Annotated in this window: 17 protein-coding genes and 1 pseudogene; 3 read left to right on the top strand and 15 right to left on the bottom strand. The window is 65.6% G+C overall.

The window, feature by feature from the left end; translation table 11 throughout:
- Positions 1–67: 67 nt before the first annotated feature.
- The 3 genes and pseudogenes from WYO_RS30930 to WYO_RS32185 form a co-directional block, all read right to left on the bottom strand.
- Positions 68–598 (bottom strand): hypothetical protein, encoded by a 531-nt coding sequence (locus WYO_RS30930; protein ID WP_128755008.1) that lies wholly within the window; start codon positions 596–598, stop codon positions 68–70.
- Between the two features lie 204 nt (positions 599–802).
- Positions 803–2044, bottom strand: coding sequence for a hypothetical protein (locus WYO_RS15305; protein WP_007564013.1), 1242 nt, complete (start codon positions 2042–2044; stop codon positions 803–805).
- 204 nt (positions 2045–2248) lie between these two features.
- Positions 2249–2641 (bottom strand): annotated as a pseudogene (locus WYO_RS32185) (IS701 family transposase); the annotation flags it as partial.
- Between the two features lie 252 nt (positions 2642–2893).
- Here WYO_RS32185 and WYO_RS15310 point away from each other — a divergent pair.
- A complete protein-coding gene (locus tag WYO_RS15310) occupies positions 2894–4963 on the top strand; it encodes a carbohydrate porin (protein WP_047170833.1) in 2070 nt (689 codons plus the stop codon).
- A gap of 161 nt (positions 4964–5124) precedes the next feature.
- Here the strand turns inward: WYO_RS15310 and WYO_RS15315 are convergent, their stop codons facing one another.
- The gene (locus tag WYO_RS15315; protein WP_007564015.1) at positions 5125–5346 is read right to left on the bottom strand and encodes a hypothetical protein; all 222 of its coding nucleotides are present in this window, start codon (positions 5344–5346) and stop codon (positions 5125–5127) included.
- Between the two features lie 684 nt (positions 5347–6030).
- On the opposite strand from WYO_RS15315, the gene flgC reads away from it, so the two are divergent.
- Positions 6031–6441 carry a flagellar basal body rod protein FlgC gene (gene flgC, locus WYO_RS29935; protein WP_081496985.1) on the top strand — a complete coding sequence of 137 codons (411 nt, stop codon included), beginning with the start codon at positions 6031–6033 and terminating at the stop codon, positions 6439–6441.
- 438 nt (positions 6442–6879) lie between these two features.
- Positions 6880–7311 carry an IS200/IS605 family transposase gene (tnpA, locus tag WYO_RS15320; protein WP_007564017.1) on the top strand — a complete coding sequence of 144 codons (432 nt, stop codon included), beginning with the start codon at positions 6880–6882 and terminating at the stop codon, positions 7309–7311.
- 647 nt (positions 7312–7958) lie between these two features.
- Here tnpA and WYO_RS15330 read toward each other — a convergent pair.
- The 11 genes from WYO_RS15330 to rpoH form a co-directional block, all read right to left on the bottom strand.
- Positions 7959–8141 carry a hypothetical protein gene (locus tag WYO_RS15330; protein ID WP_128755009.1) on the bottom strand — a complete coding sequence of 61 codons (183 nt, stop codon included), beginning with the start codon at positions 8139–8141 and terminating at the stop codon, positions 7959–7961.
- A 417-nt stretch (positions 8142–8558) separates the two neighbouring features.
- Complete coding sequence (locus WYO_RS30935; RefSeq protein WP_007564020.1) at positions 8559–8828, bottom strand: hypothetical protein; 270 nt, start codon at positions 8826–8828, stop codon at positions 8559–8561.
- Between the two features lie 47 nt (positions 8829–8875).
- Positions 8876–9313, bottom strand: coding sequence for a DUF411 domain-containing protein (locus WYO_RS15335; protein ID WP_007564021.1), 438 nt, complete (start codon positions 9311–9313; stop codon positions 8876–8878).
- 24 nt (positions 9314–9337) lie between these two features.
- Entirely contained in the window at positions 9338–9682 is a 345-nt protein-coding gene (locus WYO_RS15340; protein WP_244424180.1) for a copper-binding protein, read from the bottom strand.
- A gap of 1008 nt (positions 9683–10690) precedes the next feature.
- A complete protein-coding gene (locus WYO_RS15350) occupies positions 10691–11686 on the bottom strand; it encodes an NAD(P)/FAD-dependent oxidoreductase (RefSeq protein WP_007564025.1) in 996 nt (331 codons plus the stop codon).
- 147 nt (positions 11687–11833) lie between these two features.
- Positions 11834–15028, bottom strand: coding sequence for an efflux RND transporter permease subunit (locus WYO_RS15355; protein WP_007564026.1), 3195 nt, complete (start codon positions 15026–15028; stop codon positions 11834–11836).
- The gene (locus WYO_RS15360) at positions 15025–16548 is read right to left on the bottom strand and encodes an efflux RND transporter periplasmic adaptor subunit (protein WP_007564027.1); all 1524 of its coding nucleotides are present in this window, start codon (positions 16546–16548) and stop codon (positions 15025–15027) included. Before WYO_RS15360 ends, WYO_RS15355 begins: the two co-directional genes overlap by 4 nt.
- A complete protein-coding gene (locus WYO_RS29940) occupies positions 16548–17108 on the bottom strand; it encodes a FixH family protein (RefSeq protein WP_128755010.1) in 561 nt (186 codons plus the stop codon). The genes WYO_RS15360 and WYO_RS29940 overlap by 1 nt, the downstream gene beginning before the upstream one ends.
- Positions 17108–17524: a FixH family protein gene (locus WYO_RS15370; RefSeq protein ID WP_007564030.1), complete on the bottom strand. Its 417-nt coding sequence runs from the start codon at positions 17522–17524 to the stop codon at positions 17108–17110. The genes WYO_RS29940 and WYO_RS15370 overlap by 1 nt, the downstream gene beginning before the upstream one ends.
- A gap of 53 nt (positions 17525–17577) precedes the next feature.
- Positions 17578–17859: a hypothetical protein gene (locus WYO_RS29945; RefSeq protein ID WP_081496990.1), complete on the bottom strand. Its 282-nt coding sequence runs from the start codon at positions 17857–17859 to the stop codon at positions 17578–17580.
- A gap of 173 nt (positions 17860–18032) precedes the next feature.
- Positions 18033–18929: an RNA polymerase sigma factor RpoH gene (gene rpoH, locus WYO_RS15375; RefSeq protein WP_007564031.1), complete on the bottom strand. Its 897-nt coding sequence runs from the start codon at positions 18927–18929 to the stop codon at positions 18033–18035.
- Positions 18930–20298: the final 1369 nt, after the last annotated feature.

Consider the following 20298-nt stretch of genomic DNA (forward strand, 5'->3'; position numbering starts at 1 on the left):
GTAAGGTCTAGCCGTGTGATCGCAAGTGTCATCGCACCGCTCCCGCCACTCAGTAGGACGCAGAGAGTCACTCCAAAACCAGCCCGGCATTTAAAAAGGAGTCAGATCCGACCGCCGTTGGTATAAGTTGTAGCAGCAGCACGGCGGACGATGCCTTCAAGACGTATAACGGGAGCGGGTTCTTGTAAGGCGCGGTCGTTTGGATCGCGCGCTCTGGCCGCCAACTGAGGATACGCAGCCGGAACAGTCGGCCAGCGATAGCGCCGCCCAGCCCCGATGTGACCGGCACTGGAAAACAGGTCGCGATCCCCGATAGGGCCGCGGAGACGAACGCTTGCTGCTCGTCCGGCCCGCCAATCAAGTGTGAATGCGTGATCCGCGGTTGCCCCTGAAGGCTGCCGTCCCGCTTCAAGCTGAACAGTACCGTCACTTCCGAGCCCAATGCTGCGGCCGGCACGTTCTTCACGCGCGTGCAGGCCCCAAGTGCCCGCCACAGCTCCGGCAGTGTGTTGGCTGGCTCAGCCCATGCCGGCATGGGAACGGCAGCCAGGGCGAGCAGGACCCCTCTCATCCTGAAGGTTCGGATCACCGCGCGCATCGCTGCACCATATGCCGCCCCAATGGCTGGAGACCCGTATTTCTACGCCATCCGCTAGAAGTCGTTGCGGCGCGGGGAGGCAGAGCGGTAACCCGGCATACCGCCGTTCGGCTTCGCTGATAGCTTCGGGGGGATGCCAGGGCGCCAAATCTGTTCGCTAGCCACCGGCTCGTTCATGACCAGCTATGGCTGCTCCCGATCAGTCTATTCCAGGAGATTCGATGCCCTGGCGATGGTTTTGCCTGACGCAGATGCAGGAATGAGAAACGCCCGGACCGAGAACAGCAGGGTCATAGCCTCGGAAGCTCCGAGGCCCACGAGCGCAAAGGATGCAGGCAGGAACGTCAGCGTGGGGATCATGATGACGAAGCCGAGCACGGCGCTTGCTACCGCGATCTCGGTGATCGTGCGGAAGGCGGCGGAGGCTTCAAGGAACGCGCGTGGGATCGTATACAGCAGCGCGAGCGTGACGATGCTCCAGACACCGATGCCGATCCAATTCATCGGCTCACCGTCGAACCGGTCCTTGAACAGCAGGGCCTCGATCTCCGGTAGTGCCACCAGCATCATCGCTCCATAGACGAGACAGGCGCCACCGATGGCCGCGGCCGAACGCACCACGATGCGGTGCGCCTCCCTGACCTGCCCCTTTGCCAGAAGGCTGCTGATGTCGGGGAGAAGCATGTTGGTCAGCGCGACCGTCGCGATGCGCAAGGGTGCGTAGAGCACCAGCGTCGCCGCGATCGGCGCATAGGCACCAGGGCCGATCACGAAGGCCAGGAGCAGAGTAAGGCCCTGCCCTTGCACGGTGAGGCTGGTGATGCCCGCGAGCGACCACGCGAGCGCGCGCCAGATCACGAGATAGCGTGCCCGCGCCCGGGCGTGCAGCGAGAACCGCAGACGCTCGCGCAGGGCGCCATAAGACGCCGCGATGGCAACCGCGTGAGCGAGGGCGATGACGAAGAAGGCTTGATCGAGGAGCGCCGCCCCTTCTCCCCACATGCCTAACCCAAGGAAAACCATACCACAGCTGGCGTAGACGAGGTCGCTCAAGCCTGCGATCCGCGGCTGCCCACGCGCGACCAGGATGACCCGCAGGTAGCTGCGGAAGGCGTAGAGGCCGACGAAGGCACCCCCGGCCAGAGCGCCGAGGCCGATCACCGGCACGAGGGCGAGGCCGACGACCAGCGCCATCAGCGCCGAGACCAGGGCGGCACCCGAGCCGAACATCACGTCGTAGCCCCGGGCGGCCGGGCGGCCGCGGCTGCGGGTGAGATGGAGTGTGGCCGGGACCGCCACGAGGGCGCGGATGTAGGTGATGCCCACGGCGCCTACCGTAAACACGATCGCGAACAGCCCGTAGTCACGCGCACTGAGTTCTCGTGCGAGCAGAATGTTCAGCACGAAGTGGAACAAGCTCTGGACGAGCTCACCCGACAGGATCACCGCGAACCGCGAGCCGACAAGCCTCAGCGATGCACGGGCGAAAGGTCCGCCTATCCTCAGAGTTGCCCGGGTTTTGGGAGCAGTATGAGCGGTCCGATTTGACATGATTTTTGATGCGCTCGCCGAGCCTACGCGGCGTCAAAATAGCATGAGCTCTGCTAAAGCTTATAATGGGATATCGACATTGTTTCGGGTAATAAAAGGCTAATTTTTAGAAGGTACGATTATAATGTTGTATATTTTACTTTTCCTGCGTTTTCGAGCGGCGGCAGGCCAACGAAGGCGGCGAGCAGGTGGCGGATATCGGGTACGGTTAGCGGCGGCAGGTCGGCGGTTAGATCCGTCGTGACATCTCCCCCCGAAGAGCCGCCTTGCGCAGGTTGGCGAGATAGGCGTGAGCGACCATCGCCAGAGTGACGTGTCGGTGCCAGCCGACGTAGGAGCGCACTTCGTACTGGTCGAGCCCGACCTCGTCCTTGCCTGCTCAAAGTAGCTCTCGATCGCCCAGCGCGTGCCGGCGATCCGCACGAAGTCGGGCGGCGATGTCCCCTCGGGAGCATGGCTGAAGTAGAAGGTCTGCTCGCTCGGATCAGCCAGGAAAAACACAGCGCTATCAAATATTTGAGCAATATAAATATAACACTTATAATCTGCTCCGCCATCGTGTCGCTTTGAGCACACCTCAGATTTTCTCGTCCACAAATTGAGCTAAAACATTGTTGGCGCCGTGATCGCTCCGTAAGCGGTGTCAGGTCCTGTGTGAGCCGCGCCTCGAACAGCGTACTGATGACAGCCAAATCCGCCTTCACAAGCAGGCTGCGTTCCAAGACAATGTTTTGCGGCTTTGCGATGCTCGTCAGCCCATGCATTCCTGTCGCAGCGGCCGACCTGACCGCGCCGCATCCTGCGGCGGACATTCCTGCCTACACCGATTGGTCGGGCGGCTACATCGGCCTGGAGGGCAGCGCGGGCGGATCCTACGGGGCGTATAACTTCGGCCCAACGACAATCGGCGGCCGCTCCGTCCCGGCTTTCAAGAGCGGCGATGCCACCGGCCGGAGCGACCAGGGGCGGAACGCCACCACGGCGGTGGGCGGTCTGTTCGGCGGCTGGAACTGGCAGACCGGCCCGTGGGTCTACGGCGTCGAGGCCAGCCTCGACGCGGCGAACCTGAAGCGACCTGTCCCTTCGACGATCGCGGGTTTCGGCTACGGGGATGTGGACCCGGTCTTCAACATCGTGCGCGCCAAGGCGGACCTGTACGGGACGCTGCGCGCGCGGATCGGCTACAGCTTCGACCGCTACCTGATCTATGGCGCCGTCGGGCTCACGGGGGCGAACGCGCGCTTTCTCGCTTCCTATCCGGATCTCGACACGGGCGGCCAGACCACGGCGCGGCGAGAGCTCGGCTATGTCGGCTTCACCCTCGGCGCGGGCGTGCAGTACGCCATCACCGACACCCTCGCGCTCGGCATCGACTACCGCTACGTCGACCTCGGCGGCAGTCGCGCCCTCACGCTGGGCAACGTGCCCGGTCTCGGCCCGATCACGACCCGGGCGAGCTTCACGTCGAACCAGATGTTTGCCCGGCTGATGTGGTTTCCAGATGGGCTGAAGGTGCCGCCCGATCCGGACGCGACGGCCCCGCACGATCCCGGCAACGGCGACACCGGCCGGTTCTCGCTGCACGGCCAGACGACGCTGATCGCCCAGGGCGTGCCGAGCTTCCGCTCGCCTTATGTCGGCGACAACAGCCTCGTTCCGCACCAAGCCCGGCAGACCACCACAGCCACGGCCTTCCTCGGCCTCCAGGTCACGGAAGGGACTGAGCTGTACTACAATCCCGAGTTCAGCCAGGGCTTCGGCTTGTCGGGCACACACGGGGTGGCTGGCTTCGTCAACGGCGAGGCGCAGAAGGCCGGTGCCCCGTTCCCGAGACTGCGCTCCAACCGCTACTACGTGAAGCAGACGTTCGGGCTGGGCGGCGAGACCGTGGAGGTGCCGGACGGGCCCAACCAGGTGGCGACGCGTTACGATGCCGAGCGGATCACGGTGGTCGCCGGCAAGTTCGCGCTCGGCGACTTCTTCGACGGCAACGTCTACGCGCACGATCCGCGGGTCGACTTCTTCAACTGGTCGCTCTGGGGCGCCTCGGCCTGGGACTTCCCGGCGAACCTGCCCGGCTTCACCCAGGGCGTCTACGCCGAGTACAACCGGCCGGAATTCGCGATCCGCGCCGCCTACACGCAGGTCCCCAAGGAGCCGTCGAGCGACGTCCTCGACCCGCGGGTGTTCCGGCGCGCCGGACTGAACGCGGAGTTCGAGCAGCGCTACGTGCTCCCGTGGCTGGACCAGCCGGGCAAGCTGCGCATTGGGCTGTTCTCAAACGTTGCCAACTCAGCCAACAACCGGGAGGTGGTGACGCTGACGCAGCTCGGCGTGTTCGACGACATCAACGACGCGGTCGCGGCGACGCGGCGCCCCCGCCGCAAGACCGGCGGCTACATCAACCTGGAGCAGGCGCTCACCCCGGAGCTTGGGCTGTTCGCCCGCGCCAGCCTGAACGACGGGCGGACGGAGAACATCTCCTTCACCGACATCGACCAGAGTTTCTCTGGCGGCCTGTCGCTGAAGGGCAAGGCCTGGGACCGGCCGGACGACACGATCGGGATTGGGGCTGCGATGAACGGCCTCTCGCCCTCGCACCGGGCCGCCTTCGCGGCCGGCTATTACGGACTGCTGATCGGTGATGGGACGCTGCGCTACGGCAGGGAGCGAGCCATCGAGAGCTACTACGCCCTGAACCTCACCAAGTTTGTGACCCTGACCTTCGACTACCAGTTCGTGAACAACCCGGGCTATAACCGCGACCGCGGCCCAGCTCACTTCTTCGCATCACGGCTTCACGCGGACTTTTAAGTAAAGGTGCAATCGCGATCTTTACGCCTCGTCAGTGCATGGCATGCCCAGCCCGCTGATTGAGCACTCCATCTGAATGATAGATCGGTAAAGATCTATTAGGAGAGAAGTCGCGAGGACGCTTTTCCGTAGCGCGCGACTGTGCCGCACCGGTCAGCATACTACCGCACGACCGTTGGGAACTTCCGAGCGATCTCTGTACAGGTCGCCTCTCGTCCCTGTGAGACGGCCATGCGCTCGAACTGTTCGCGTCCCGCATACATCAGCGGGACGGCGATGGACGAGCCGAGCTGCTCGAAGCAGCGCTTGGCATCTTCAACGATTTCCGGGTTGTATTGCGTGAATGCGCACTGCCTGGCGCTCCAGCGCAGTAGGCCGTGCATTCGAAGTACCCCTGCACAATCCACTGCTGCAGAAGATCCACCATATCCCGCTATCAGCAGGCATACCGCGCCCGTGAATGCAATCCCAGATCGTAAGATCCGTTTGAACATCGGCGTTGCTTGATCGCCAATCGAGATGTCTAGCGCATATCGGCCTATGCAGGCGCGCGGCGCAGCCGAACCGGACATGGAGGACCTATAACGTCATGAGCATATCCACATCACCACCACAAGTCGTTCGTTGCTGGGGACGGCCACAAAGGGCCTGATGGTCGTCGCGCTGCCAGCCATGCTCGCCTTCGCCGGGACAGCCTGAATTTCTGGCAGCGGCACTGGCAGGTTCTCGAGATCTTCCACGTCGCTGGGCACGCTGCCGGTAACCGCACCACAATCTTGAAGCGCGTGCCTCTCCTTCGAACACCAGCCTGGCTTCCCTGCCGCGCTCAAATTGGCATTCGAGATCTTACGTCAGTTCACACTCTGGGGTGTCGTCATCTCAGATTTATTGGTCTGGAGCGGATGAATGGCATTCTTACGTTTATGTCTGGCTATTTTTCGTATAATTTTTACAAACGATTGATCGGTTCTAATCCGTAAATGGCTTCTGGAATATTAATTTTCTGTTAACCATCTCGCGTTAACGGTTTCTTTAAAGGATTTCTGAAGCGCGTCTGTCAGGCTCCCATGACTAAGGTAGAAGTGCCCCTATCTGGGTCCGAGATTTTAGCTGCAGGACGTCGTCTTCAACAAGCACGTATCCGTGCCATCAGCGAAAACATTGCCAATGCCAATTCAACCGCAAGCGTAAGCGGAGCAGATCCCTATCGCCGAAAAATCGCCGTGTTCGAACCGATCAGTTCGACAGGTCCTGAGATGCCGGTCGTGCGTATCGTGCGCGACACCAGCGAGTTCCGCATCCAGTACGATCCCAGCAACGTGGCAGCGGATGCGCGTGGCAACATCAAGCTGCCGAACGTTAATATGGCGACGGAAATCGCTGATCTCCAAACGGCCATTCGCGCATACCAGTCAAATTTGAGTGCCATGTCCTCTCTAGATGCCGTTCAAAAGGCCACAGCCGATTTACTCAAATAATCTCAATGCAACGGCTGTGCCGTTAAGCGTTCAGCGTCGAAATTACAGGCAGGCCGTGGTCACAACATTTTCATGTCTGCAAGGGCGTCCCCTTGCGGACAGGGGGTACGCGACGGAGCGCTCAGCCTCGGCCCAGCATCGCTGACCGGCGACGGCGCAGGCACGCCCTCTCCCAGCGGACGCAACCTGGACACCGACTTTGCGACAACTCCCGGACGGTGCCCTTGTAACCACTTATGGTGCGTTCCCGAACTTACGAGAATGAGCATAAGCTTTGACCGTCGTGGGGATCTCGCCATGAGACCCACAGCCTTAGCTGATCCCATCGGGAGTTCCCCCGGCTTTGCCGGGGAGGCAGTAGGCGTTTGACGTTTTCGGCAGTGTCCATCGAAGAAAATCTCTCCGTGAGCCGCCAAGCACACGGGAAGATCTTCAACGATGGACAAGTTCGAGAGCTTAAGCCACACCAAGGGGGCATGCAAATACCACGTCGTTTTCATCCCGAAGGGGCGTAGAAAGGCACTCTACGGGACGCTGCGTCCACATCTCGGCGAGGTGTTTCGCACCCTGGCGCAGCAGAAGGAGAGCCGGATCGAGGAGGGGCATCTCCTCGCCGATCACGTGCACATGATGATCGCCATCCCTCCCAAGTACGCCGTCTCCCAAGTGATCGGATACATCAAAGGCAAGAGCGCCATCCATCTTGCACGGGTGTATGGCGAGCGCAGGCGGACCTTCGTCGGCCAGCACTTCTGGGCCAGGGGCTACTTCGTCTCGACGGTCGGCCGCGACGAGGCCGTGATCCGTGCCTACATCAAACAGCAGGAACAGGAGGATCAGCGCTTGGAGCAGTTGAACCTCTGGCGCTGAATGTCGCCTCGCCGAGATCGCGCCGATGCGGTGTCGTGCTCGGGTCGACCATCATCCCGCAAACAGGATCCTTGACCCGCTCATGGACGTCGGCGTCGGGTCGCGTGCTCGCGCCGGGGTCCTTCAACATAAGCGATGACCTCCTCGGTCCCAGTTCCGCCCGACCGCGGCTACCGCTGATCACCCGCAACCAAACTCTTGCATGAGGCGCGAGGAGAAAGCTGTGAGGCGTGCCCTCTTCTGTCCTTCCCCGAGGGATGGGTTCCCATTCACGACGGGACAGTAGGCGGTCACGAGGAAATTCACGATCTCGGCGGCGCTTGCACCGGGATGAGCCTGTCTCAGCTACGTGACGATCTCCGGGACCGCCCCGGTGCCCTGCGCCGCCAGCAGCTCTGCGTAAGTCCGAATGTCTCCAGCCGTCTGGTCGATCGCAGTTGGGGTCCCGGTGGGGTGCGGGAGCGGGCATTCGAGCGCCCGCACAGGGCCGCCGGCGAGGATGCCCAAACCCAAAACGCTCAGGCCGGCGATCCGACGCAGGCCGATACTCCTTCGCTCCCGATCGCTCACCGTCCGATCCTCCCAGACACGGCAGAGCCGGCCAACACCACCCCGGGCGTTCAAGGACGTCCATCCCGCAGTGCAGCCTAGCGCTTGCGGTCCGCGCCGGAGCTGTTGCCCATCATCATCATAGCCCCGAACATCAGTAGGCACGGCAGCAGGAACAGCAGGAACGTCCAGCCGCCGACCTGGGCGACACCTCCTACTTCTCCGCCGAAGACAACGGCCCCGAGCGCCACACCGATCAGCACCGCCACGATCAGTGCCATGGAGCCGCGACCCATGCCGTAACCCATTCCACCGCGAGCGCGGGTTTGGGCAGCCGGAGGCTCGGGAGCGGTGGTCGGCCCGGTCGTGACGTCCGGGGGCTTGCTCCAATCCTGTTCAGGCATTGTGAGTTCCTCGTTTGCAAACCCGGTCCTCCCGGATCCGTCGGACCCGCGAGAGCCAGGCGCTTGCCTCCTGTTCGTGGAAAAAGTCCCCGACCGGCGGGGATGAAACCGGCCGGGGCAAGAGAGTGGGGATCACTTGGCAGAACCCAATACGGTTAGCGCGGCCCGACCTCACAAGCCCGGTGGAAACCTCATCTGCGGCCTAAACTTGCCCACCGACGGCCCGGCCACGGGCGCGGGAAGTCCGGCTCGCGCGCAGCCCTCGTGGCCAGAGGGCCAGCGCGCGTCCCCGACTCAGCCGCGCTTGTCCGGGTTCTGCTGGCCGGACCCGCCCTGGTTCTGCCGGTCCATCATGGTCTGCATCATCTTGTTGCAGTTCCCCATCATCTTCGACATCTCCTGCATCATCGGCATCATGCCATCACCCTGACCCTGCATCATGCCGCCCATCGTCCCCTTGTCCGACGGTGCGGGGTTCGTGGCAGGTTCAGCTGAGGCAGCGGCGATGCCGGCAAACAGAGCAAGGCCGAGAGCGGCGGGTGCGAGCTGCGAGATTTTGGACATGAGGTTCTCCTGTCAAACGTAGGTTTCAGAATAGTCCTGCCTTCGCGCTACTCGCGCGCGAAGACCTTCGGGGCGCCGTCGCCGATTTCGTAGATTGTGAACGGCCCCGTCTTCTCCCCGTCCATGCCCGGCGAGCCCGCCGGCATGCCCGGCAGCGATATGCCCTTGATGGCGGGCCGCTCGGCCAGCAGCCGCTTGACCGCTGTGACTGGTACGTGCCCCTCGACGACGTAGCCGTCGATGAGCAGCGTATGGCAGCCCTGGAGCGGCTCGGGCACGCCGTGCTCGCGCTTGAGTGCCGCAAGCGCGGGCGTCTCTTTGACGGTGACCGCAATCCCGTTGCGCTGGAGCACCTTCGCGTAGGCGTCGCAGCACTGGCACTGGGGGTTCTTGTAGAGAATGGCGGTCTGGACGCCTTGCGCCGCGGCTATGGACGGCGCGGTCACCGTAAGGAGAACGCCGAGGAGCGTACGGCGATGCATCATGGCGTGCCCTCCGGCCCGTCTGCCCTACTGGGCCGGGGTGATCGACTGAACGGTGTAGGAACCTTTGCTCCCGCTCAGCGTGAACTTGACCTTCTCGCCCGGCTTGACCTTCGAGAGATCGACCGAGGCAGCCGCCGGGAACTCCATGTGCATGGCGGGCCAGTTGATCGCCGGGATCGGCTCGTGGTCGAAGGTCACCTTGTGCTGGCCCGCGTTCACGGCCGCGACGGTCCCGGTGGCGCTGGCCGTCTGCTGCTTTCCGCTCTCCGGGCCAGCCTTATCGCTCATACCGGGCATGTCGCCCATCGGCGCGGCCTGCGCCTGCACGCCACCCGCGAGCAGCAGCGCGACGATGGTTGCAGCGAGCATGCCTTTTCGGCTCGACTGGCCAAGATCAGACATCGGTGGTCCTTCTTTCTAATTCGGCTGGCCGGGGCGCCTTGGCGCCGTCGTGGCGAGAGCCCGGATGCTCCTTGCAGGCGAAGGGCGCGCGCTGCAGCGCCTTCACATCAAACTTCGGGCCCGGCGCGGAAATGGTTACAATTCGCTGCTGGCTACCACAGCATACAAGTCTCGGCGTGGCGCCGACGTCGCCTTACGGCTTGCCGGGCCAACCTGACCGAGGGGAGTACCCGGAGCGGGCGGGTGCCCTGTCGACCGAGCCGGTCACCAGGACGCCGTCGGTCGGTTCCGATGTCCGGGACAGGTTCTGGGTCGCGCCCGAACGGGCATGGCCCGGGAGGAAGCGGGCCGGGACGTTGTCCATCCAACCCGCAGAGGCGTAGCTCGCCCCAGTCGAAGTCAGGAGAACTCCGAGGAGCAGCGCAGAAAAGCTGCGTTTCATAACAAGATCTTCCCTGGATGTGCTTGGCGCTTGGTGCGTCTTGTATAAGTTCGGGGTGGCCGGCAAACGGTTACAGTGAGAATGCCTTTCGGAGAGAGCGGCAGGGCCCGCCGCGCCGAACGCCTTCGACCGCTCATCCGCGGGGTGCTGCCGGCCCGCCGGGACCCGGTGATCCAGGGCCGAGTAGCAGCCACAGCCCGCCCAGGAAGCCAACCACGTAGGCGCCGACCCCGACCGCCCCCCAACCGGAGGTGCGGTTCCAGGACCACGATGGTCATGGCCGTGGCCATGAGCACCAGCCCGAACCCGGCGCGACGGCCGCGAGCCAAGGGCACGAGGCCGAGAATGGCACCGAGCCCGATCAGGAGGACCAGCGCATGGGTGGCAAGGCCCGCCACCTGGAAAGCGTTCAGCATGCGAGAACAAGCTCCGGGGTCGAGAGCGAGCGCTAACCGAGGGACCGCGGCGGGGTCGCGGACGCCGAGAGACTTCGCGCCCGACTACTCGCATCGCGACGTCGCCGGTGTAGCGGCTCAGCGCCGTCCCGCGTCGGGCGACGAACAGCAGGTGCACAGGTTCTGGGGTGAGAACGACAGCGTGTCGTCCGGAGCCTCCTTCGGCGAGGGCACCCCGCGCAGCAGATTGTGGATTGCCGTCGCGGCGATGGCGGCCTGCCCCATCGCGACGCTGATCTGGTCGAGGCTGCGCACCACGTCGCCGGCCGCGAACAGGCCCTCGGTCGAGCTCCGCTGGTGCTCGTCCGTCACCACGCAGCCCTTGTCGTCGAGCCGGGTGCCCAGGTCGTGCACGAGCATCGAGCGCGCATCACTGCCCAGGGCCGAGTACAGCGCCTCGAACGAGCGGCACTCCCCATCCCGCATCGCCAGCGCGCGGACCTGGTCGCCCTCCACCACCACGCGCTCCACCGCCTCCTCCACGACCGCGATGCCGGCCTCTGCCGCCGCGCGGCGCTCATCCTGCGAGAGGGTCAGCGGACAACCGAGAGACAGCAACGTGATGTCGGCGGTGTAGGTCCGCAGGAACTGCGCCTCGTGCAGCCCGCTACTGCCGTGCCCGATCACCGCGACCCGCTTACCCAGGACCTCGTAGCCGTCGCAGATCCCGCAATGGCGCACCAACCCGCGTTGGATCGCGTCCGGCACGTCGGGCAGGTCCGGCTCGCGGTCGACGACCCCGGTCGCCAGCAGGACCGTGTGCGCGGCGATCCGATCCGGGCCGATACGCGCGATGAAGACACCGTCCGCCCGGCGCTCCAGGTCGGTGACGCGGTCGTGGACGATGTGGGCTCCGTACTTGCGCGCCTGCTCCGTCATCCGGCTCAGAAGCGTCCTGCCGTGAATGCCTTCGGGAAAGCCCGCGTGGTTGTGCGAGGTCGGTATCAGGGCCGCACGGCTTGCCCCGGCATCGACCACCTGGAAGCGCCGGCGGAAGCGGGCCAGGTAGATCGCGGCGGTCAGTCCAGCCGGTCCGCCGCCGATGACAAGGCAATCCAAGACGTTGTCCGGCATGGTTCCGGCTTCCTCTCGTCGCGTGCGATGACGACTTGTCCCGCTGGCCGGGGCGGCGACGCCGCCCCGCACTCACCTGGCGGGCACTCACCTGGCGGGCACTCACTCGGCGGGCACTCACTCGGCGGGCACTCACTCGGCGGGCACTCACTCGGCGGGATTGACCAGGCGCGGCTGCACGCGAACCAGAGCCTTGCCGGGCGTCGGAGCGCCGGTGCGCGGTGGGCTTCGGTGCGGAAGCCCCCGCGCCTTGACCAGGCCGTAGATGGCCGGGATCACCACGAGGGTCAGCACGGTCGAGGAGACCATCCCGCCGATCATCGGGACGGCGATGCGCTGCATGACCTCCGAGCCCGCGCCGGTGCTCCAGAGGATCGGCACCAGGCCGGCCATGATCGCGACCACGGTCATCATCTTCGGGCGCACGCGCTCGACCGCGCCGACCATGATCGCCCGGTACAGGTCCGCGCGTGTCGGCACCCGGCCCGCGGCGGCGACCTCCGCCCGCACCTCGTCCCAGGCGTGGTCGAGGTAGATCAGCATGATCACCCCGGTCTCGGCCGCAACGCCCGCAAGCGCGATGAAGCCGACGGCCACCGCCACCGACATGTTGAAGCCCATCCACCACATCAGCCAGACCCCGCCGACCAGCGAGAACGGCAGCGAGAGCATGACGATGAACGTCTCGGTGAGCCGGCGGAAGTTCAGGTAGAGCAGCAGGAAGATGATCAGCAGGGTGACCGGCACCACGATCTTCAGCCGCGCCTCGGCCCGCTCCAGGTACTCGAACTGCCCGCTCCACTGGATGCTCATGCCCTGCGGCAGCTGGACCTCCTTGTCGACCGCCGCACGCGCCTCGGCCACGTAGCCACCGAGATCGCGGCCGGTCAGGTCGACGAAGATGTAGACCGCGAGCTGGCCGTTCTCGGTCCGGATCGAGGTCGGGCCGCGGGTGAGCTGCACTTTGGCCACCTCGCCGAGCGGCACGGTTCCACCGCCTGGCAGCGGCACTTGCACCTCCCGTGCGATGGATTGCGGATCCGACCGGAAGGCGCGCGGGTAGCGCACGTTGACGGTGTAGCGCTCGCGGCCCTCGACCGTGTTGGTCACGCTCTGGCCGCCGAGCGCGGTCGCGATGACGTCCTGCACGTCCCCGACCATAAGGCCGTAGCGCCCGAGTGCCTCGCGGTCCGGCGTGATGTCGAGGAAGTAGCCGCCGATGACCCGCTCCGCGTAGGCGCTCGATGTGCCCGGCACGTTGCGCACCACCGCCTCCACCTGGCGGGCAATCTTCTCCATCTCGGTGAGGTCGGTGCCGTAGACCTTGATGCCGACCGGTGTGCGGATGCCGGTCGACAGCATGTCGATGCGGGCGCGGATCGGCTGCGTCCAGGCATTCGACACACCTGGGAACTGCAGCGCCTTGTCCATCTCGGCCTTGAGGCTCGCGAGCGTCATGCCGGGACGCCATTCATTCTGCGGCTTCAACCGGATGATCGTCTCGAACATCTCCATCGGCGCCGGGTCGGTCGCGGTACTTGCGCGTCCGGCCTTGCCGTAGACCGACGCGACCTCCGGGAAGGACTTGATGATCCGGTCCTGAGTGGCGAGGAGCTCGCCGGCCTGGGTCACCGAGATGCCCGGCAGGGTCGTGGGCATGTACATCAGCGTGCCCTCGTTCAGGTCCGGCATGAATTCCGATCCGAGCTGGCGTGCTGGCCAGATCGTCAGGCCGAGGACCACCACGGCCAACACGATGGTCAGGACCTTGGCCCGGAGCACACCCTTGATCACCGGGCGATAGACCCAGATCAGGAGGCGGTTGAGCGGATTGCGATGCTCGGGGACGATGCGCCCGCGCACGAACAGCGCCATCAAGGCGGGCACCAGCGTCACCGACAGCAGTGCCGCGGCTGCCATGGAGAAGGTCTTGGTGAAGGCGAGTGGCCCGAACAGCCGGCCCTCCTGGTTCTCCAGGGTGAAGATCGGCAGGAACGAGACCGTGATCACGAGCAAGCTGAAGAACAGCGACGGGCCGACCTCCGCTGCGGCTTCGACCAGGATCTCGACCCTGGGCTTACCCGGGGGCGCCCGCTCCAGGTGCTTGTGCGCATTCTCGATCATCACGATGGCGGCGTCGATCATGGCGCCGACCGCGATGGCGATGCCGCCGAGCGACATGATGTTGGCGCCGATGCCGAGCAGCCGCATGGCGCCGAGCGCCATCAGGATCCCGACCGGCAGCATCAGGATGGCCACCAGCGCGCTGCGCAGGTGCAGCAGGAACACCACGCAGACGAGCGCCACGATGATGCTCTCCTCGACCAGCGTGTGCTTCAAGGTATCGATGGCCGCGTCGATGAGCTGCGAGCGGTCGTAGACCGGCACGATCTCGGTACCCGCAGGCAGGCTTTTCGCGACCTCCGCGAGCTTCGCCTTCACGCCCTCGATGACGTTCAGGGCATTCGCGCCGAAGCGCTGGAGGACGATGCCGCCCGCGACCTCGCCCTCGCCGTTCATCTCGGTGATGCCGCGCCGCTCGTCAGGCCCGAGTTCGACCCGGGCGACGTCGCGGATCCGCAAGGGAGTGCCGGCGTCGGTCTTCAGGACGATGTTCTCGATGTCGGCGACGCTCTTCAGGTAGCCGCGGCCACGAACCATAAACTCGAACTCCGAGAGCTCGACGGTGCGGCCGCCGACGTCGGCGTTGCTCGACCGGATCGCCTCTCGAAGCTTACCGAGCGAGATGCCCTGCGCGCGCAGCCGGTTCGGGTCGACGACCACGTTGTACTGCTTGACGAAGCCGCCGACGCTCGCGATCTCGGACACACCCTCGGCGCGCGAGGCCCCGAAGCGCACGATCCAGTCCTGGAGCGAGCGCAATTCGGCGAGTGTCCGCTGCTTGGCCACGATGGCGTACTGGTAGACCCAGCCCACGCCGGTCGCATCGGGTCCGAGCGTCGGGGTCACACCGGAGGGCAACTTGCTTCCGGCCGCGTTGAGGTATTCGAGCACGCGCGAGCGGGCCCAGTACGGGTCGGTCCCGTCCTCGAAGATGACGTAGACGAACGAGACCCCGAAGAACGAGAAGCCGCGCACCACCTTCGACTTCGGCACCGTCAGCATCGCAGTAGTCAGCGGGTAGGTGACTTGGTCCTCGACTACCTGCGGTGCCTGACCCGGGTACTCGGTGTAGACGATGGTCTGCACGTCCGAGAGATCGGGGATGGCGTCGAGCGGCAGGGTACGGACCGCGTAGAGGCCGGCGGCTACCGCGAACACGGTGCCGATCAGGACCAGGACGAGGTTGCGGGCCGACCAGCCGATGAGGCGGGCGATCATTGCGACTTCTCCTCGCCCTGCGCCTGCGGAGCCGGCGGCGTTGGGGTCGCCATGCTCTGGAGAGCGGATTTCAGGTTGCTCTCGGCATCGATCAGGAAGTTGGCCGCGGTCACGACCTGCTCGCCGGCTTTCACGCCATCGCGGATCTCAGTGTAGCCCTCGCCGCGAGCGCCAATCTTGACCTCACGCGGCTCGAAGCGGCCCTCGCCCTTGTCGATGAGCACGACCTGGCGCGCGCCCGTGTCGATGATCGCGTCGTTCGGGACCGCGACGACGGGCTTCGTCGCGCCGGTCCCGATCTCGACGTCGGCGTACATGTCGGCCAGCAGCACGCCATCCGGGTTCGGCAGCTCGATCCGCACGCGCGTGGTGCGAGTCTGCGTGTTCACCTGCGGGTAAATCAGCGCGACCTTGCCGGTGAACGTGCGTCCGGGCAGCGAGCGCACGTGCACGGCGACGGGCTGGCCGACCTTGATGCTGCCGAGGTCGTATTCGGGCACATCGGCCAAGACCCACATCACCGAGATGTCGCCGATCCGAAACAGGGTTTCTCCGGCCGCGGCCTTCATGCCCTCGATGGCTGTGCGTTGCAGGATCACCCCGTCGCGGGGGGATGACCAGGTAATGGCCATCGGCACCTTCCGGGTGCGTTCCATCTCAGCGATGACTTCGGCCGGGACGTTCAGGTTCTGCAGACGTCGACGCGAGCCGTCGAAACCGGGGTTGGCGATGAGCTGGGCGGCGGCCGCGTTGATCTCGGGGGAGTAGACGTCGACGAGGGGCTGGCCCTTGCGCACCTGATCTCCGGTGGTGACGTTCTCGACGTGGTCGACGTAGGCGTCGGAGCGGGTGGCCACGATGGTGACGCGCCGCTCGTCCAGCGTGACGGTGCCGGGCACCCGAACGGGTCGGCTGATGACGCGGCGCTCGACCGGCTCCGAGCGGACGCCGGTGCGCTGAACCTTGCCGGGTGAGATCTTGACGGTGTTGCCGTCCTCGGCCTCGCCCTCGTAGACGGGGATGTAGTCCATCCCCATCGAGTCCTTCTTCGGCGCCGGCGAGGTGTCCGGCAGCCCCATCGGGTTGCGGTAGTAGAGAACCTTCTTGGCCCCGGTCTGCGTCATGCCGGTCTGTGTCATACCGCTCTGGCCACCGACCGCCTCCGCCGGCTTCGGATCGAAGTCGACGTCTTCGCTGACGCGCACGGGCCGGTAGTCGCGTCCGTCGGGCGTTTTTGAAGGCGCCAGCGTGTAGGCGGCCCTCCCGTCGGGATCGCGGTAGTACAGGATCGCGGCATCCGCCGCCGGACCCGCCCCGTCCCTGACGAGTAGGCCCGAGACCGGAGCCGGCACCCAGGCCGGCAAGGGCCAGTTGGCCTCGCCCGCCTTCAGGCCGACCAGCACCGCGCCGACGAGCGCGGCCGGCGCGAGCGTGAAGCCGGCAATCCGGGCCGCAAGGCGCACGGGGCTGCCACCGCGTTCCTGGGTCTCGGAGATGTGGAAAGGCGTCCTCTGGTCCATCACGGTACCACCTTGAGCGCGACCTGGTTCTGCACGGTGCCAGTCTCGCCCTGCACCTTGGCGGCCAGCGAGAGCTGCCAGTCGCCCGCCATCGTGAGGTTGGTCTTGAACCGGTAGAGGCCGGGCTCGGTCGCCGGCTGCGGCTCCAGCTCTGTCGTCATGGTCGGCATGCCGGCCGGCGCCATGTCGAGGCGGCGTGCGAAGACGATCGCGTCGGGGACCGGCTTGCCCGCCGGCTTCTGCTGAAGGCGCACGGTCAGCACCGCTTCGCCCTGCTTGGCTTGGTGCTCGACGAGCTCGAAGGTGTAGTCCTTGAGCTTCGCCGGCGCGGCGGCATCGCTCCCCCCGTGCGGCAACCAGCCGGCAAGCGCCGCCGGAACATGGCCGGAGACCGAGCTTGGGATCGTCCAGGTCCCGCGACCGAGGCCGTAGCCGAGGCCGGCCGCAGCCACGAGCACGAGCACGAACACGACGAGGCTCACCACCCACTTGGCCCGACCACCGCCGGATGGGGCGGTCTCGAACTCCTCGAAGTCGTGGAAGGGCGTGTGCTGATGCATCATTGCACTGCCTGCAGGACGAGCCTGCGTTGAACCGGGTCCGGAAGGCCGGGGATTTTGGCGGCGAGGGTGAGCGCCCAGGCGCCCTCCATCGAGAGGTCGGTCTCGAAACGGTAGTAGCCGGGCAGCGTATCGGCCTGGAGCTCCAGGGGAGCCGTCATCTGGCCCATCCCGTCAGGCGACATGTCGATCCGGCTGATGAACAGGACCGCGTCCGGAACCACCTTACCAGTACGCTCGTCGATGAGCCGGACCAGGAGGGTCGTGCCGTAACCCTGCTTCACCTCACGCTCGACGAGCTCGAAGGCATAATGGTCCGAAGCGTCGCGGCTCAAGGACGACGCGACGGCGACGCCGGCGCCCATGAGAAGCAGCGCCAGCGCGAGAGCGCGCCATAATGGGAGGCGCCCCCGCATGGCGGCGGCCGCAGCACGTGCTGCGGCCAGCAGTGGCATGCGAGGTGGGGTGCTCAAAACTCAGGGCCGCCCGCAGTACCGCCGAGGTTCTGCTGAACGGGAAGGCGCGCCGGAAACTGCGCGTTGCCGCGCGTACTGCTGCGGAAGTCCCGGCCCTGGCGGTCACGCGGAACCCGCAGCCGGCCGATGCTACCAGTCGTCTCAGGGCCGTGCAGCGCGGGAGCCGGACGCGCGGCGTGGAGATGGGCGCCCGTGCGTGCGTGCCAGGCCGGCGCGGCCGATGCTGCGCCGGCCGAGACCAGTGTTGCGAGGGTGAGGGCAAGCGCGAATTTCATGATCTTGTCCGGTGTTGGAGAGAGGCACTCTCGGTTCAGCGCCATTGCCCATGAGTTCGGAGGGTAAAATCCTTTCGTTACATTGGAAGGGACAGGTCCACAGGAGCCGATCCGATGAGGGCGAGGCGGACATCGACCTGCCCCGCCGGCAATCCGCGCAGCCGTGCCGACGCTCACCCGCCGTTCCTGGCTGCGCCTACGGTCTCGCGGCGTGCGATCTCATCTCGCACAGCCGCGCTCACCTTCTCGAAGGCGCGCACCTCGATCTGCCGGACACGTTCGCGCGACACCCCGAACTCGCCCGAGAGGTCTTCCAGCGTGATCGGATCCTCGGCCAAGCGTCGTGCCTCGAAGATGCGGCGCTCGCGCGGGTTCAGCACGCTCAACGCGTCCCGAAGAGCCGAGAGGCGGTTCTGTCCCTCCTGCTCGCGGGCCAGGACGGTCTCCTGGCTCGGCGCGTTGTCCACGAGCCAATCCTGCCACTCGCCTTCGCCCTCTTCGCGCAGGGGGGCGTTGAGCGACGTGTCGCCGGACAGGCGCCGGTTCATGTCGATCACGTCCTGCTCGGGCACACCGAGGCGGGTGGCGAGCTGCTTGACCTGATCGGGACGCAGGTCGCCCTCGTCCAGGGCCGAGATTTTGCCCTTGGCCTTTCGGAGGTTGAAGAACAGCTTCTTCTGGTTCGCCGTGGTGCCCATCTTCACCAGCGACCACGAGCGCAGGATGTATTCCTGGATCGCCGCCCTGATCCACCACACCGCGTAGGTGGCGAGCCGGAAGCCCTTGTCGGGATCGAAGCGCTTGACCGCCTGCATCAGGCCGACATTCCCCTCGGACACGACTTCGCCGATCGGCAGGCCGTAGCCGCGGTAGCCCATGGATATCTTCGCCACGAGGCGAAGGTGCGACGTCACGAGACGATGTGCGGCCTCACGGTCGCCGCCGTCCCGCCAGCTCTTCGCCAGCGTGAACTCCTCCGGCGGCTCCAGCATCGGGAATTTCTGGATCGCGCCGAGGTAATGGACCGGGAACGCGATACCAGGTGGGAAAGAAGCAAGGGTATTCCGCATCAGGGTTGCCGTGAGACTGCCTCCGGGCTGCAGTACCTGAATTCCCGGGAGCTGTTTGCAAGGGAAAACGGGGCCCGTTACGAAGCCATGGCCCGACTTCCACGGTGTCCCCTTTCCATCTCGATGTCCGACACCTCCCCTCGTGAGTTCGGGACGATGGAATGAATGGTTACGAGGAAGGCCGGCTCCGCGGCACGGATGGGCAGCGCAGTGCGAGTGCGCTCACGAAAGCCTTGCGGGCCTGCGCATGCTGTGGGATGCGACGGTTCAGCGTCTGCGGCGCTTCGGGCCAGGACACGTCTCGTCCGAGCAAGGCCGGCTCTCCCCGCGTCGTTGGGCTTGGCCGATTGAAGACGTGAAGACGTGGAAGCCGTCGCGGTGCCAGGCAGCCCAAGCGGCCTTCGTCGTCAGCTCCCTTAGCCTGACGCCGGACCGGTCGAGGGTGCCCCGGTATCTCCAGGCCGGACAGATCAGGAAGTCCGGGATCGCGTGCGTCCTCGCCACCAAGCAGAAGAGATCCCGGGTGAACCGGGCCTCGAAGACGAGGCAGGTCTTGAGGCATCTTGTATCTGAGACTGTGTTGCTGGATCTCATGCCGCTGACCGTGGGCGCGTGCGGGTGGTGCCGACTCGGCGAGCGCCACGGGGCCCGCGCGGCTACGTGGCGAAAAGTTCGCCTCTGTCCCCGGCGGCGAGGATAAAGGCCCAACCCGAACGGTCGGCTCTCAATCTGAGTTCGGGGCCGGCCGTCTTTCGGTTGCAGGCGCGACCGCCGAGCGAGAAGACCTTAGGACCGCACCCCAGACCAGCGCCGGAGGCGGCATGCGGCCTTTCCCGCATTGTGGGGGCCTGTTAGTGCGTCGCCGATGTTCCGGGTCCGGCGCCGTTCCGTCCGCTTCTGTCTGCTGGTCCTCGCCCTGATGGCGGGGTTTGCGCTGCATGGCGTCCAAGCCGCCCACATGCAAACCGTAATCGCCTCCGCACCGATGGATATGTCGGCTCCCGCCGCGATGCCCGACGGCTGCGAGGACTGTGACGGCTGTGCCAAGGGTCCGGGCGCGCGCTCCTGCCCCCTCATCTGCTGCGGCTTCGTCGCGGTCGTCCCGTCCGCCGCCGCACCTCAGGTCGTCGCGGTCGCGCTTGCCTACGCCGTGGACGGCATCCGAGGCGTAGGCCTGTCAGGCCACCCCGATCCCTTTCCGCCCAAGTTCCTCGTCCGAGCCTAGGCGCGGTCCCCGGCCGTGACCGCCGTCGCGTCTCCCGAGGAAGACGGGCGACCGAGCGCGTGCGCCCTGTCGTGCGCGCGCGAACCCGTGACATTCCAGGACGAGAACCATGACGGATTTCTTCGAGCTCACGCCCGGTTGGCC

The organism is Methylobacterium sp. GXF4, assembly GCF_000272495.1.
Taxonomy (GTDB): Bacteria; Pseudomonadota; Alphaproteobacteria; order Rhizobiales; family Beijerinckiaceae; genus Methylobacterium; species Methylobacterium brachiatum.